Genomic DNA, 15,334 nt, shown 5'->3' with positions numbered 1-15,334 from the left:
CCTCACCACCAGCCCAGCAGCTGGATCGGTGTCGGGTTCCAGCCGTTGCAAGGATTGTTGATCTGCGGACAGTTGCTGATCAGCACGAGCAGGTCGCGGCTCGCCGTCAGTTCGACGTACTTCCCGGGCGCGGACAGCCCGTCCTCGAAGGTGAGGCCGCCGTCCGGCGTCACCGGTACGTTCATGAAGAAGTTGATGTTGTGGGTGAGTTGACGCTGCCCGATACCCGCCTGCGCGCCGTACCGCAGGAACGTCTGCCGGCAGGCGTGCTGGTGCCGCGTGGACTCGCCGTACCGGATCACGTTGCTCTCCTGCGAGCACGCGCCGCCGACGGTGTCGTGCCGGCCGCACGTGTCGTCGGTGATCACCGCGAGCTCGTCCAGCCGGGTCGACAGCAGGCGCGATCCGGTGGTCAGGAAGACGGCCCGCTGTTCGCGGATCGTGTCGAACGCGGAGTACCGGTTGTCGATGTCGTGCGCGTCGTAGAACAACGTGTCGACGGCCTGGTTGCCGTACAGGTCGACGATCCGCAACCGGCCACCCGCGGGCACGGTGACGAGCGCGCCGTCGCCGGCGTCCACGACGGTGTCGAGTCCGACGGTGGTCGCGGTGACGGTCATGCGATCAGCTCCCGGGTCAGTCGGAGTGCGCGCTGCGCTTCCTCGCGGAGTTCGGGGTCCTCGGTGTGCTCGGGCGTTTCGATCTGTACGGCGACTCCCGCCCCGGGCAGGTCGGACAGGGCGTGCGGCGTGGTCGAGATGAAGATCAGCAGGTCCTGATCGGCTCGCAGCGTCACCGAGTCACCTGCGGTTGCATGCCCTGGGACGAACTCGAGGGATGCGGAGTCCGAGACGGCGACCTTGCTGAAGAAGTTGATGCAGCCGTGCAGATCGGCCTCGCCGAACCCGTGCTTGGTCAGCTCCAGCAAGAGCAGCCTGCCGGGGAGCGCGCCGGTCAAGCAGTCGTGCCAGTCCAGGGTCGAGTCGAGTACGGTCGCCAGTGCCTGACCACGGTCCGACATCAACACCATGCCTGGCTTGATCCGGGCGGACATCTGCGACTTCAACGTGTCCGGGATGTTCAGGCGATCGAGCCGGTCGGCGCCGACGATCAGCACCGACGCGTTCGCGTTGTCCCCGAGCGCCGTCAGCCGGACGGTGCGTCCCGCACGGACCGGTGCCGACCATGCCGCCGCCGCTGGAAGCTCATGCGTGTGGCTCATGCGCTGATCCCTTCCGGTTCGACGACCGGCTCCGCGACGCGGGCGGGCACTCCGATCGAGGCGAAGTACGCCGGGCGTTGGAAGTAGAAGGCGATCGCGCCACCGACGGCCACGACGCCGAGCGTGATCAGCGGAAGGTAGTGCAGGTACCAGCCGGCGCCCGCCGGGTCGTACACCTCGGCCCGGGGCCAGCCGAGGTTGACCGCCATCGCGAGTCCGTAGCCCACGGCAACGATGTTGACGAGCGGCCCGAACCGGCCGAGCGAGAACAGCGGTCGCCCGTTCTCGTCGGTCCCGCTCGGCAGACCGCCGCCGGTGAGGCGTCGTACCAGCAAGGGCGTGGTGACCATCAGGTACGCGACGTACAGCAGCATGATGCAGACGCTGGCGAGGCCGAGGAACAGGCCGGCGTTGCCGACGTTCACGACCAGGCAGACCGCGGCCAGCACACCCGGAACCACTGTCGCGGCCACCGGCGTGCCGGTCCGCGTGGACACCTTGCGGAGTTGGCGCGAGCCCGGCAGCACGTTGTCGCGGGCCATCGAGAAGATCATCCGGGCGGCCGCGGTCTGGATCGCGAGCGTGCACACGCAGACGGCGAGCGCGACGTCGAGCAACAGCAGCTTGCCGGTGGTCGTACCGAGCCGGCTCGTCAACACGTACGGGAGCCCTTGCGTCGCGAGGTCGCCGTCGGTCAGTGAGGGTGCGGCCATCAGCGCCGCGACGATCAGGAACGCGCCGCCGACCCCGGACGCGACGACCGCGCGGATGATAGTCCGGGGTGTCGTCGCGCGCGGTTTGTGCGTCTCCTCCGACAATTCACCGGCGCTGTCGAAGCCGACGAGCACGTACGCCGCCATCAACGCCGAGATCAGCAGCGGTACGACGTACCCGGTCGAACTGTCGAGGTTCGTGGTGTGCAGGACGACGGACGGGCCGCGCTCGGCTCGGCTCGTCAACAAGATGACGATCAGCACGACGCCGATCAGCTCGCACGTCACGCCGACCGAGTTGACGAGTGCCGTGATCCGCACGCTGGTCGCGTTCAGCAGGGTCGTGGCGGCGAGCAGGATGCAGCCGAGCAGGACGGCGTTCGCGGCGCCGTCCTTGGAGGCCAGGGCGGGGTTGCTGCCAACCAACTGGAAGCCGGGCCAGACCGCGGGCAGTACGACCTGCAGCGCGATGGCTGCCGTCGCCAGCGTGATGATCTGCGCGATCACCATCGTCCAGCCGGCGAACCAGCCGACGACGGCGCCACCGAGGCGTCTGGCCCATTGGTAGATCGCGCTGGACAACGGGTACCGCGCCGCGAGTTCGGCGAAGCACAACGCGACCGTGAGCTGACCGGCGAGAACGGCCGGCCAGGTCCAGAAGAACGCCGTACCGCCGAAACCGAAGCCCAGGCCGAACAGCTGGAACACGGTGGTGAGGATCGAGACGAACGAGAAGCCGGCCGCGAACGAGGCGTAACTGCCGACCCGGCGGGACAGCTGCTGGGCGTAGCCGAACCGGCCGAGATCTCGTGCGCCCAGTTGATCGGTGCTCAGTGTTTCGGGGGATGCTGTTGTTGATCCTGGCATTCCGGCCTCCGCTGGATCGGCCCGGGAATGCACACAGCAGCCCGGGGCCTTTCAAGGCCTCCCGGGCTTTTGTCCCGCCGTGGAACGACACCGTCGCGGCAGACGAATCGCCGGCGGTCTCGCCTCCCCTCTCGGACCAGTCCTGCCCGTCACCTCGACGAGCAGCGGAACCCTAGGGGCGCCCCGCCGTCCCGGCGGGTCCACATCAGTTCAGGACCCGCCGGTTTCAGCTCCGGTCATCGCGTGTAACGCAGAAGTAAAGAAAACCTCTCAGGGATGCGCGCTTCACAGCCCGTGCCTGAAACCTTCGCGCCAGGAGGCGTAGCCGGGTTGCCAGTCGAAGGTCTTCTTGGCGAGGGTGTTGTCGGCGCCGCGGATCTCGGTGAACGCGGCCACGCCGACGTCGCCGACCGCGAGGCGGCCGAGCCAGGCCGGGATGTGCCGAGGTGGCTTCGCGCCGAGAATGCGGGCGAACTCGGGCAGCCACACGGCCGCCTGGGCCGGGTCGTCGTCGGCGATCTGGAACACGCCGGTGACGTCGCTCTCCACGGCCTTCACCGTGGCCGCGGCCGCGTCGTCGTAGTGGATGAACGACCAGACGCCCGTACCGTCGCCGATGATCGGCAGCCGGCGCTTCTGGACCAGCTCGACCATCGAGCCGCCCTTCCCGAGGTCCGCGGTCGGCCCGTAGAAGTTCGCGTACCGCAGCGCGACCCCTTCGAGCCCGTCGGCGTTCAGCACCGCGGACTCCAGGTGTTTGATCGCGGCCATCGTCTGCCGCTGCGCGGGCACCGGGTTCGGGTCGAGCGGGTCGGCCTCGGTCCGGGTGGCCGGCCCGCCGTGCTGCAGGTTCCAGCCGGCGTACGACTGGACGACGAACCGCCGTACGCCGGCAGCTTGGGCGGCGGCGATCAGATTGTCGACACCGATCGTCCGCAGCTTGTTCGTCAGCGCGAAGCTGTCGTCGAAGTGCTTGAAGTCGATGCCGCCCTTGAGCGCCGTCATCTGGTGGACGACGACCTCCGGGCGGACCGACGCCACGGCGGCCCGGACCGCTCCTGAGTCCAGACCGTCCGCGAGTACGACCTCCGCACCGGACGCCCGGACGCCGGCCGCGCCGGACCTGGACCGGATCATCCCGGTCACCTCGTGCCCGGCCGCGACCAGCTGCGGTACCAGCGACCGGCCCAGTCCGCCGGTCGCACCTGCCACCAACACCTTCATCTCTTCCTCCGTCGTCTCAGCTTTCGACCCGGAGGACACGCGACGGCTCAGCTCTGTGACATCGGCTCCGAAACTTCGCTGAACTCGGTCGGTCCGAAGGACACGTTGAGCCTGCCGTCAACGGTCATCCGGCCATCGGCAGCAGGGTCGACGCGGCAGCTGAGCGTCGCGACGAACGGCGTCTCGACCCAGCGGAACGTCGCGACGAACGCGTCACCGTCGCCGTACGCGCTGGTCAGGATCCGTTCGCCGGTCTCCGGCCCGGCGTCGGCGACCGTCCCCGGCGCAGTCTGTTCCCGCCAGGGGCCGGCCGCACAGACGAGTTCGTGCGTCCCGCCGCGTGGGTCCTCGAACGTGAACGTGCCGGTGCCGTCCGCATCCAGCCGGACAGCGGTCAGCCCGGTCGCGTTGGATCCGGCGAAGCGGTACGTCTGCCCGTCGCCGGGCGCCGGTGCTGCGCCGCTGGGCGGCGGCAGCTCCAGCTGCGATGGGCGCGGCACCACGGGGACGTCCTTGCCCTCGAGCGCCGGCAGCAGGTACTCCCACGCGGTGTTCAGGATCGCCTGCATGTCCCCGGTCGCACTGGTCGTGACGAGCACGGCGTCGTACTCCGGGAAGACCAGGACGAACTGCCCGAAGGCGCCGTCGGCGCGGTACGTGTTGTGCCGGCCGCGCCAGAACTGAAAGCCGTACCCCTGCTTCCAGTCCGGGTTCTCCTCGTTGTCGTTGGGGACCTGCCTCGAGGTGGCCGCCTCGAACCACTCGGCCGGGACGAGCTGCTTGCCGTCCCATTCGCCGTGCTGCAGGAGCAGCTGCCCGAAGCAGGCCAGCGACTCTGTGTTCAGGCTGAGGCCCCAGCCGCCGACGACGATGCCCTCCTGCGACACCTGCCAGATCGCCTCGGTCGCGCCGAGCGGCTCGAACAGCCGCGGCCGCAGGTAGTCGAGCAGGTTCTCCCCGGCGAGCCGTTGCAGGATTGCCGACAACATGTACGTCGCGCCGCTGTTGTAGACGAACACGGTCCCAGGCTCGTGCACGACCTCGAGGCCCAGGAAGACCTTCACCATCCGGCGGTCCCGGCTGAGCGCGTCGACGGTGTCCTTCGAGTGTCCGGTCGTCATTGTCAGCAGGTGCCGGACCGTCATCGCGGCGAGGTTGTCGCTGATCGTCTCCGGCAGCTCGTCCGCGGTGAAGAACGAGATGACCCGATCGTCGAGGGTCAGCAGTCCGGCGTCGACCGCGAGCCCGATCGCGGTCGAGGTGAAACTTTTGGACACCGAGAACAACAGGTGCCGGTCGTCGGCCCGGTACGGCGCCCACGCCTCCTCGAGCACCACGTGTCCGTGCCGTACTACAGTGACTGTCTGGATCTCGGGCTGCCCGGCGTCGAGCGCTCCGACGAAACTGTCGAGCGCAGCGGCGGACAGATCCTGGGCTTCTGGCGTACTCCGTGGAAGTCTGCTCACCGACAGCACGCTATCTCTCCGAACGGTGGAATATCAGGTGAGTTCTGCCAGACGGGCAGCCGTAATCGTGAACCCGATCAAGGTCGACGGCGACACCTTCCGTGAAACGGTCGGGCAGGCGCTCCGCGATCGTGGGTTCGCCGAGCCGTTGTGGCTCGAGACGACCGCCGACGACGCCGGGATGACGATGGCCCGGCGCGCCGTCGACGACCAGGTGGACCTGGTCCTCGTCGCGGGCGGTGACGGCACGGTCCGGGTGGTCTGCGCCGAGCTGGCGCGGACCGGGATCCCGGTCGCCGTACTGCCGGGCGGCACCGGCAACCTGCTGGCGCGCAATCTCGGCATCCCGCTCCGGCTGGAGGATGCGGTGGCGGCGCTGCTCGACGGTTCGGAACAGCGGATCGACAGCGTGCTGATCAAGGGCGACCAACTGGACGTCGACCGTTTCGTGGTGATGGCAGGCCTCGGGCTGGACGCCGCGATCATCGAAGACGCCCCCGACGAACTGAAGAAGCGCGTCGGGTGGGCCGCGTACGTCGTCTCGACGCTGAAGAACCTGAACCATCCGTTCGTCCAGGTGGAGATCACCGTCGACGACCACCCGCCGGTACGCCGTCGCGCGCGCACCGTGGTGATCGGCAACGTCGGCACGCTGCAGGCGAACATCCCGCTGCTGCCGGACGCGGTCCCCGACGACGGCCGGATCGACCTGGTCGTCCTCGCCCCACGCCGGATCGCCCACTGGCCGCGGCTCGCCCTCGGTCTGCTGATCAAGTCCTGGCGCGAACGGCACGTCGAACGCTTCACCGGCCACCGCTTCCAGGTCCAGGCCGAACGCCCAGTACGCCGCCAACTCGACGGCGACACCATCCCCGACGGCGCCACCCTCGTAGCCGAAGTAGACGAGTCAGCCCTGGTCGTCCGAGTACCGTGACGGCTGGACGTGCGTGAGCTTGTCCGGGTTCACGACGCCGTGCACAGCGTCGATCCGGCCCTCGGTAACGACGAACGACCAGACCGCTACGGTGCGGTCGGCGGCGTCGTGAATCCGTAGCGCTGGTTGACCGCCGATGTGCACGGGCTCGGTCGCCAGGCCGCGGAACTTGCCGAAGGCGCCGATCACCAACCGCGCGACGTTGCCGGCACCGTGGACCGGGCGGGGGAAGCCGCCCTTACCGCCGCCGTCGCCGGTGAACGTCGCATCCGGGGTGAGGAGCGCGACCAACGCGTCCAGTTCGCCGTCCTCGGCGGCCGCGACGAAGCGCCGTACCTCCGAGAGCGCGGCCCGGTCCGCCAGGTCGACGTACTCGTCCACGGCAGGTTCCGGCAGCCATGGACCGAAGTACTGCTCACGCTGTCGCCTGGCGGACCGCAGTTGGTCGATCGCGAGCCGGGTGGTGACCGTGGTCAGGAACGACTTCGGCGACGTCACCTCGGGCTCGCGATGCAGCCGCAGATACGCCTCCTGAACGACGTCCTCAGCGTCACCGAACGTCCCGAGCATCCGGTACGCGATCGACAGCAGCAGCGGCCTGAGTTCCTCCATCACAACCATCTCAGACGATCGACAGGGTCACGCAGTGACAGTGTCACCCAGGGGATCGCCGGATCGTCAACAATCCTCATGAACATCATCGTCTGGATCTTCACCGGATTGCTGGCAGTTGTCTTCACGATCTCCGGCGTGCTGAAGGCGACCATGTCGCGTGCCCGCCTGATCGCCACCGGTCAGACGGGCATCGCCCCGTTCCCCATGCCACTGGTCCGCCTGGTGGCTGTCTGCGAACTGCTGGCGGTCATCGGGCTCCTCGCGCCCTGGCTCACCGATACGGCCCGTGTACTCACGCCGCTTGCAGCTGTCGGCCTGTGCGTCGTGATGGTCGGCGCCGCAACCTCGCACTCCTCACTGCGTGAGCCGCGGTCCACGGCCGCCAATGCCGTTCTGCTGGCATTGGCGGCCTTCGTGGCGGCGGCTCGGTTCGCCGCGCTTTAGTGTTGGACCAGTACGGCGACCGTGCGCGGTGGGACTGTTGCTGTGGCAGTGGTTGCTGACCAGGTTGTCTGCTTGACTACCGGGTCTGAACCAGCTGCCTGGATCGGCGACAGGGTGAGGTTGGCGCCGGTCAACCCAGGGACCTGCTGTGTGACGGCGGCGTTGGTGGAGTTGAAGACGACCAGGACGCCCTTCAACGCAGGGTCGACGTCCGCGCCGACTGTGTCGTCGATCCGCATCGTGATCACGCCAGGCGTCGTACCGCTCACCGGGAACGTGAGCTTCTGGTTGATCAGGTCCGCGGTCCCCAGCCGGAACAGCGGAGTGGAGAACCGCAGCTTCAGCAGGTCGGCCGCGGCCGCGGAAGCGGTGGCGACGTCAGCCGCGGACGGCTTGAGGGCCGGGTTGGCGAGCAGTGGCTTCATGAACGGCCACTTGGCCTCGTTGTCGGCCTTCGGCGGCAGGCCGTGACCGAACCCGTTGTCCGTGCCGGTCCAGTCGAGCGTGTTGAACCAGTCACCGGAGTCGTACGAGTTGCGGTCCAGCGACTTGCTTCGCAGCAGGTCGGCGCCGGCGTGCCAGAACGACGGCGTCTGCGCCAGCGCGGTCGTTGCCAACGACAACGTGTTCATCCGGATCCGGTCCGGCATCGGCAGATCGGCCGGCAGCTTGTACGTCAGCGTGTCCCACAGCGTTTCGTTGTCGTGGGCATCGACGTACGTCACCACCTCGTCGGGCTGGTCGGCGTACCCGGCCGGCGTGCCGTTGTAGTCGACCTGGTCGCCGCGGACGTCCGCGCCCGACGAGACCGACTTGAACGTGAACGAGCGCAGGTTCCCGGCCAGTCCGAGCTGAACCAGGTCGGTGTCGTGGGCGAGCCGCTTCGTGCGGTCGGCCGGCGTACCGTTCACCGCGGCACCGTTCGGGTCGCTCGCCTCGCCGGAGCCGAAGCCCTGGATCCGCGGGTCGTCGTCGAACGGCCCGCCGCCGCGGACCGCGTCCCGCAGCCGGTCCGAGAACGTACCGATCCCGGTGCCGCCGAGATTGCCCTGCCGGGCCTGGACGAACAGCGCGTCGTCGGCCACCTCGCCGAAGTTCCAGCCCTCGCCGTACAGGTAGATCGACTTGCCGTCGACGCCGTCCTTCGCCAGGGTCAGCTTGTTCAGCGCGGCGCGGACCTTGAGCATGTTCGCCTTGGAGTGGTGGCCCATCAGGTCGTACCGGAAGCCGTCCACGTGGTAGTTGCGGGCCCAGCTGACCGTGCCGTCGACCATGATCTTCTCGGCCATCGCGTGCTCGGTGGCGATATTGCTGCAGCACGTCGAGTTCTCGACCTTGCCGGTCGCGTCCAGCCGCTGGTAGTACCCGGGCACGATCTGGTCGAGCACCGACGTCGGCGCCTCACCGGCGGCCGGGGTGTGGTTGTAGACCTGGTCCAACACCACACGCAGGCCGGACTTGTGCAGTGCGCCCACCATCGTGCGGAACTCGGCTACTCGTGGCAGGCCGTCCTTCTGTGTTGCGTACGACCCCTCCGGCGCCAGCCAGTGGAACGGGTCGTAGCCCCAGTTGAAACCGTCCTTGGCTGCCACGGCCGTCACACAGGCTTGCTGCTGGTCGGAGTCGGCCGGCATGGACTTCAGGTCGCAGGCAGGCGTTTGCTGGTTGGTCTCAGGGATCGACGCGATGTCGAAGGTGGGTAGCAGGTGCACGGTGTTGAGCCCGGCGGCTGCCAGCGAGCGCAGGTGCTTCGTGCCGTTGCCGTTGTCCGCGAAGGCCAGGTAGGTACCGCGGTGTGCCGCAGGCACCGTGCTGTCGTTGATGGAGAAGTCCCGCACGTGCAGCTCGTAGATCGTCGAGTCGACACGTCGTGCAAGCTTCGGCGAAGGAGTGCTCGACCACAACGCCGGCTTCCCCGCCGGATCACTCAGATCCGCCGCCACCGAGTAGGTCGAGTCCGTCGTCAACGCAACCGAGTACGGATCCGTGACAACGTTCTTCTCTACCTTTCCAGTACTGGGCGCGAAGACCGTGACCTCGAAACGGTACGAAGCGTTCTTCCAAGAGCGCGGTCCAGCGATCGCCCAGGACCCATCTGAATTGCGGTGCATCGGCACAGCCGAGGTGCCGACCAGCAGACGGACGTTCTGGGCAGTGGGGGCCCACACCGTGAAGGTGGGCTTGCCTGCTTGCCACGTGACACCGTACGAGCGGTTGACGGCGCCTGCGTACACGTCGTCGAGCACACCCGGGATCTGTACGCCGGTGGCATCCAACAGACGCCCTGTGTCGTCGTACTGCGCCAGTCCCAGCTGCCCAGTGAGGATCTTCTCGACGTCGGCATGGTCCAGTCGCAGCGTGGTGTACCCAGGCTTGACGACCGCAGGGTCGTAGCTCAGGGCCGTCGACGAACCACCGATGTCGTCCGCGTCGACCTTCAGCGAACCGGTGTCCGACCAGTGCAGGCGCCACCGGTACCGCTCCGGGTGGTCGACGGCCGGTACGGCGAGGGTGTCCCGGTCGATCCAGTACGCCTTCGCCTGGCTGAGGTCCGGGTGCGCACCGGGCTTGGAGGTGGTCACCGTGAACTGGTGGGTCGCGAGCACGTACGAGAACGTGACGACCAGCCCGTCGCTCGGTACCACAACCGGCACGTTCTGAGCCGGGTAGCTCTCGTCCCAGGACAGGTTGTGCGCCACCTTCGCCTCATAGTTGCCCGCCTTCAGTTCGCTGGTGGACCACGTGTAGGTCCCGTCACCGTCCTCGTCGGTCAACCAGGGTCGCATGCACGCCGGGTCCCAGTCGGCCGAGCAGCCCAGTGCCTTCTGGTACGAACCCGGCGCGGTGATGATCGGCCCCTGCGCACTCGACGTGACGTAGTGCCGCCCGTGCTCGTAGTAGAAGGTGACTGGTCCGGTCGGTGCGGTGTAGGAGATGTTGGCGCCGTTCTGCACACCACCGGCTCCGTAGTTGACGTCCCAGGTCTTGTTGATGGCCGCCTTGTAGGCGTGCTCACCAGCCGGGAGCGTGTACGTGCCCTTCCACACCTTGTCGTTCGGGTCCAGCTTCAGCTGTGCCTGGTCGCAGTCCGGCGCCCAGTCCGCTGCGCAGCCCATCTCGGTGTTGTGGTCACCCGGCACGGACACGTTGGCCGGCTGGACGACCGGTCCGGTGGAACCGCCGCCACCACCCGGTGCGGCAGCGTCACCGACAACGCCGTACGAGCCGGACACCGAGTAGTTGCCGGATCCGTCACGCAGCACGGCGCGGTACTCGAGCAGCGTGCCCTTGGGCAGCCCGCTGACGTCCTGGAACACCCGGTACGGCGCGTTGTCGTCGGACCCGAGCCGCTTCCACTCCGTCGTACCCACGGGACGGTAGCCGAACGTCACAGTGGCCGGGGTGTTCTCAGGGACCGCTGCGGCGATCTCCGCGCGTCCACCGACGGTCGCGCCGAGCTCAGGCGAGCTCATGTAGACGTTGGGCGCCTTGGCGCGCGGCGGGACCTTCGACTGAGCCTGGTACACGGTCACGGACAGCGGACCCTGGCTGACGGAGACCCTGCCTTCACGGTCGGTCTTGATCGAACGAGAAAGGCCGTAGACAGGCTTGAACCACGTGTTCTGCCCGTACGTCGGTACGGTCGCGGACGCCGCCGTCTTGGAGTTGTTCGCCACCACGAGATACTCGACGTTGTCGCTGCCCAGCCGACTGAACGCGTACAGCCCGATGTTGTTGGACGCGTACCTGTTCACCTGGCGCCCGTCGGACAGCGCAGGGTACTTCGCCCGCAGCTGCGCCAGCGCTGCGATGTGCTTGTACATCGGGGCGTTGACGTCGTACCGGTCCTTGCTGCCGATCGTCGTCGTACCCGTACCGTCGACGACCTCGTCGTCCTGGTAGTCGGCGGTCTTGGTCGCGAACATGTCCTGCCGCGCGTCCTTGTCCCCGCCCGGACCGGTGAAGCCCTGCTCGTCGCCGTAGTAGACAACGGGCTGCCCGCGCGTCAGGTACATCAAGGAATGCGCCAGCTCGTCTCGTGAGAGCAGCTCCTGACCTGACGCGCCACCCTGCTTCAAGAACGTGCCCACACGACCCATGTCGTGGTTACCGAGGAACGTGGGCAGCTCGTAGGCGTTCGAGTCCGTGTCGGTGTAGTAGTCGTCGTCCGCGTAGAAGTCCTGAAGCTTGGTGCTCGAGTCGCCCTTCGCGTACGCCACCGCGTTCTGCTGGAACCCGAAGTCCAGCGTCGCCTGCAGGTCGCCCTTGGTCGTGTACGTCGACATGAACTGCGGGTTCGCGTCGAACACCTCGCCGAACATGAAGAAGTTCTTCGCGCCCGCGCCGCGGGCCGCGGCCAGGATCGCCGGCGAGAACTTCTGCCAGAACTCGATGTTGACGTGCTTGACGGTGTCGATCCGGAAGCCGTCGATGCCGAACTCGGCCCAGGTCTTGTAGACGTCGATCATCCCGTCGCGGACCTTCGGCTGCTCGGTGAACAGGTCGTCGAGGCCGGAGAAGTCGCCGTACTCCGCGCTCTCGCCGGCGAACGTGGAGTCGCCGCGGTTGTGGTACAGCGTCGGGTCGTTCAGCCAGGCCGGCACCTTCACGGTCTCGTCGGCCTTGGAGTGGAAGATCGGCACGTTCGGGAACGAGGTGTTCGGGTCGAGCTGCGGGAACGTGTCGCCGGCCGCGTACTGCTTGTCGTCGAAGACGTTGCCCTGGGCATCCTTGTACGGCGAGGTGGCCTTGGAGATGTAGCCGTGGTTGCCGGACTGGTAGTCGATCACGTCCGCGGTGTGGTTGGTGATGATGTCGAAGAAGACCTTCATGCCCTTGCGGTGCGCGAGGTCGATCAGCCGCTTCATGTCCGCGTTGGTGCCCAGATGCGGGTCGATCCGGGTGAAGTCGGTGATCCAGTAGCCGTGGTACCCGGCGCTCACGTCCGCACCGGAGCCCTGCACCGGGCGGTTCTTGAACGAGGGCGTCAGCCAGATGGCCGTCGTACCGAGGGACTTGATGTAGTCGAGCTTCTGGATCACACCGGCCAGGTCGCCACCGTGGTAGAAGCCCTTGTCGGTCGGGTCGAGGCCGGTCTGCAGCCGGTCGCCGGTGAGGCCACCGGCATCGTTCGACGTGTCGCCGTTCGCGAACCGGTCCGCCATCAGGAAGTAGAAGCGTTCCTTGGTGAGGCCCTGCCGCAGGCTCGGCGTCGCGAGCGTCCTGTCGGCCGCCGTCACGGTCGGGCCGGCCAGGTCGACCGGTTTCACCGTCACCAGGTGGCTGGTGTCGTTGTAGCTGAACTCGAGCTTCGCCGGGCCTTCGATCCGTAGCGGGATGTTCTGGCCGTTCAGCACACCGCCGGCGCCGTAGTTCTCGTCCCAGCTCTTGTTGACCGTGACCTTGTACTCGTACGACCCGGCCGGTACGTCGAACACCTTCGTGTACGGCGCGCTCGTACCGAGACTCGTCGCGTCGCAGCCCGGGTCCCAGTCACCCGGACAGCCCAGCTCGCTCTGCAGCGACCCCGCGAGCGTGATCACCCGCTCCGCCGCGGCTGCTGCCGGAGCCTGTGTCGGAGTACCCAGTCCGAGCAGCACCACCGCGGCCGCGGTGAAACCTGCCGTCCAACGCCTGAACCCGCGCATCACGCACCCCTCCCCGCCATCTGATGCCGGGGACGGTAGCGGTCGGTTTTTAGTCTGAGGAGGGCTCGCAGGTCACGGTAAGGTCACGAGGTCCGGGAGCGTCGTCTCGATCGGCGTACGGAGCACCGTCGTCGCATGCTCGTCGTACGGCGTCGGCTGCGCATTCAGGATGACCAGCGGCTTGCCGGAGTTCAGCGCGAGGTCACACAGACCCGCGGCTGGGTAGACCTGAAGAGACGTACCGACCGCCAGGAACAGGTCTGCTGCCTCGGTGGCCGCCACGGCTCGGTCCAGGACCGTCCTGTCGAGCGACTGACCGAAGGAGACCGTCGCTGATTTCAGAATGCCGCCACACGCCTCGCAGGCCGGGTCCTCGTCCCCGGCCTCGAGCCTGGGGAGTACGTCGGCCATCGGAAGGCGCCGCCCGCACTGCAGGCAGTCGACGTGCCAGACCGTGCCGTGCAACTCGTGGACCAGCTCCGGCGATGACCCGGCCTTCTGGTGGAGCCCGTCGACGTTCTGGGTGATCAGCCCGGTCAGGCGGCCTTGCCTCTCCAGCTCGACGAGGGCCAGGTGGCCCGGGTTCGGCTCGAGCGTCCAGACCGGCACGGCGAGCCGGTGCTTCCAGGCCGCCACCCGGACCTCCCGGCTGGCGACGTACTCGTCGATATCGAACATCGCCTCCGCCCCCGGGTTCTTGGTCCAAACCCCCTCCGGCCCCCGAAAGTCAGGAATCCCGGAGGCAGTGGACACACCCGCTCCAGTCAGCACAGCAATCCGCTCAGCGTCGATCACACCCCCGACGGTATCCATACAGCGGTCAGCTGAGCCGCTGTACGACGTACTGGTTTTGTGTGGCTGACACGAGGTCCTGAGTGCGCATACGGCACCATGCGGGGATGTCGGTGGCTGCGGCGGGGTCGTCTGCAAGCACGGTGACTGTGTCGCCGATGGCAACGGTCGGTAGCGTCTTGGCCAGTTTGATCACGGGGAGTGGGCAGAGCAGCCCGCGGCAGTCCAGTTCGACGTTCACATGCCCACCTCGGCCCGGATCCGCCCCACAATCCCAGGCAGGACCCGGCAGAACCTGTCGATCTCGGCGTACGTCGTCTCCCGGCTGAGCGAGACCCGGACGTTCCCGTGGGTCAGCACGCCCATCGCCGCCAGCACGTGCGACGGCCGCAACGTACTGGAGGTACAGGCGGATCCGCTGGAGACAGCAAACCCCTCCGCATCCAGGGCGGTCACCAGCGCCTCCCCGTCCACATAGAGACACGAGAACGTCAGGATGTGCGGCAGGCGGTCCTCCGGATCGCCGACTACCTCGACGTCGGCGATGTCCGCGGCCACACGACGCCGTACCTCATCGATCCACGTTCTCTGCTGCTTGTCGAGTTCCTCGGCCTCGGCCAGCCGCGCCTGCAACGCCGCGGCCGCAGCCAGCGCGTTCGGCACATTCGGGAACCCGGGGGAGAGGCCGTCCTCTCTCTCGTCCATCGGCCAGCCGGGAGCGATCCGCGTACCTTTCCGCACTGCCAGCAGCCCGACCCCGGCGGGACCGCCCCACTTGTGCGCGCTCGCGGCCAGCACCGACCACCCGTCCGGTACGGCGTCGTGCCCTACAGAAGCCGAGGCATCCACAAAGAGCGGTACGTCGCCACAGTCCTGAGCGATCGCAGCGATCGGTTGCCTGGTACCGACTTCGTGGTTGGCGGACTGAACAGCAGCCACCCCCACGCCAGGTCGCCGTACGGCGTCCTTGAACGCCTCCTGATCCACTCGGCCCTGCACGTCCACCCCGACCTCAACACCATCCGAGCCAGCACTGTGCAGAACGGCGGAATGCTCGACCGCGCTGTGGACAACCGTGGTGCCGGCGCGACGGCGGGCAGCTCGTACGGCGGCCAGTCCCGCCTGGATCGCGGCCGTACCGGACGTGGTCAGGTACAGCTCGTCCGGCCGGACGCCGACTGCGTCCGCGAGCACCGCGCGGGCGTTGTCCAGCAACAGCCTCGCGGTCCCGCCCTCGTGGTGCAGGCGCACCGGATCGGCCCATCCGGAATCCACTGCCGACAGCAACATTTCCCGCGCGGCGGGGTGCATCGGCTCGGCCGACGCGGCGTCCAGATACGCACGCTCGCTCACACGGGAAACGCTAAGCCCTACCTATGCGCAGGACGCCGAAGGGTGTCCAGTAGTGT

12 protein-coding genes are annotated in these 15,334 nt (G+C 67.7%); 2 read left to right on the top strand and 10 right to left on the bottom strand.

What is annotated here, in order from left to right:
* Positions 1-2 precede the first annotated feature (2 nt).
* The 5 genes from FB475_RS35190 to FB475_RS35170 all read right to left on the bottom strand — a co-directional run bounded on the left by FB475_RS35190 (position 3) and on the right by FB475_RS35170 (position 5,492).
* A complete protein-coding gene (locus tag FB475_RS35190; RefSeq protein WP_141862624.1) occupies positions 3-620 on the bottom strand; it encodes an urea amidolyase associated protein UAAP2 in 618 nt (205 codons plus the stop codon).
* The gene (locus FB475_RS35185) at positions 617-1,222 is read right to left on the bottom strand and encodes a DUF1989 domain-containing protein (protein ID WP_141862622.1); all 606 of its coding nucleotides are present in this window, start codon (positions 1,220-1,222) and stop codon (positions 617-619) included. Before FB475_RS35185 ends, FB475_RS35190 begins: the two co-directional genes overlap by 4 nt.
* Positions 1,219-2,802, bottom strand: coding sequence for an amino acid permease (locus FB475_RS35180; RefSeq protein ID WP_141862620.1), 1,584 nt, complete (start codon positions 2,800-2,802; stop codon positions 1,219-1,221). Before FB475_RS35180 ends, FB475_RS35185 begins: the two co-directional genes overlap by 4 nt.
* A gap of 285 nt (positions 2,803-3,087) precedes the next feature.
* Complete coding sequence (locus tag FB475_RS35175) at positions 3,088-4,026, bottom strand: NAD-dependent epimerase/dehydratase family protein (protein WP_141862618.1); 939 nt, start codon at positions 4,024-4,026, stop codon at positions 3,088-3,090.
* Positions 4,027-4,073: 47 nt separating this feature from the next.
* Positions 4,074-5,492 (bottom strand): serine hydrolase domain-containing protein, encoded by a 1,419-nt coding sequence (locus FB475_RS35170; RefSeq protein ID WP_238332634.1) that lies wholly within the window; start codon positions 5,490-5,492, stop codon positions 4,074-4,076.
* 37 nt (positions 5,493-5,529) lie between these two features.
* Between FB475_RS35170 and FB475_RS35165 the strand changes: the two genes are divergently transcribed.
* Complete coding sequence (locus FB475_RS35165) at positions 5,530-6,426, top strand: diacylglycerol/lipid kinase family protein (RefSeq protein ID WP_238332633.1); 897 nt, start codon at positions 5,530-5,532, stop codon at positions 6,424-6,426.
* On the opposite strand, the gene FB475_RS35160 is transcribed toward FB475_RS35165, so the two are convergent.
* Positions 6,400-7,038: a sigma factor gene (locus FB475_RS35160; protein WP_202878691.1), complete on the bottom strand. Its 639-nt coding sequence runs from the start codon at positions 7,036-7,038 to the stop codon at positions 6,400-6,402. The genes FB475_RS35165 and FB475_RS35160 overlap by 27 nt on opposite strands.
* Positions 7,039-7,116: 78 nt before the next feature.
* Here FB475_RS35160 and FB475_RS35155 point away from each other — a divergent pair, with 78 nt between their 5' ends.
* Positions 7,117-7,485, top strand: a complete 369-nt coding sequence (locus FB475_RS35155; protein ID WP_141862612.1) for a DoxX family protein — start codon at positions 7,117-7,119, stop codon at positions 7,483-7,485.
* On the opposite strand, the gene pulA is transcribed toward FB475_RS35155, so the two are convergent.
* The 4 genes from pulA to FB475_RS35135 form a co-directional block, all read right to left on the bottom strand.
* Positions 7,482-13,133, bottom strand: coding sequence for a pullulanase-type alpha-1,6-glucosidase (gene pulA / locus FB475_RS35150; protein WP_141862610.1), 5,652 nt, complete (start codon positions 13,131-13,133; stop codon positions 7,482-7,484). The genes FB475_RS35155 and pulA overlap by 4 nt on opposite strands.
* Positions 13,134-13,205: 72 nt before the next feature.
* Positions 13,206-13,946, bottom strand: a complete 741-nt coding sequence (locus tag FB475_RS35145) for an SIR2 family NAD-dependent protein deacylase (protein ID WP_141862608.1) — start codon at positions 13,944-13,946, stop codon at positions 13,206-13,208.
* Positions 13,947-13,953: 7 nt separating this feature from the next.
* Entirely contained in the window at positions 13,954-14,166 is a 213-nt protein-coding gene (locus FB475_RS35140; protein WP_141862606.1) for a sulfurtransferase TusA family protein, read from the bottom strand.
* Complete coding sequence (locus FB475_RS35135; protein WP_202878690.1) at positions 14,163-15,278, bottom strand: cysteine desulfurase family protein; 1,116 nt, start codon at positions 15,276-15,278, stop codon at positions 14,163-14,165. The genes FB475_RS35140 and FB475_RS35135 overlap by 4 nt, the downstream gene beginning before the upstream one ends.
* Between the last annotated feature and the right edge of the window lie 56 nt (positions 15,279-15,334).

Origin of the sequence: Kribbella jejuensis (assembly GCF_006715085.1) — a bacterium.
In the GTDB taxonomy this organism is placed as follows: Bacteria; Actinomycetota; Actinomycetes; order Propionibacteriales; family Kribbellaceae; genus Kribbella; species Kribbella jejuensis.
The sequence above is the reverse complement of the archived record's forward strand: the minus strand, read 5'-3'. Positions and strand labels throughout refer to the sequence as shown.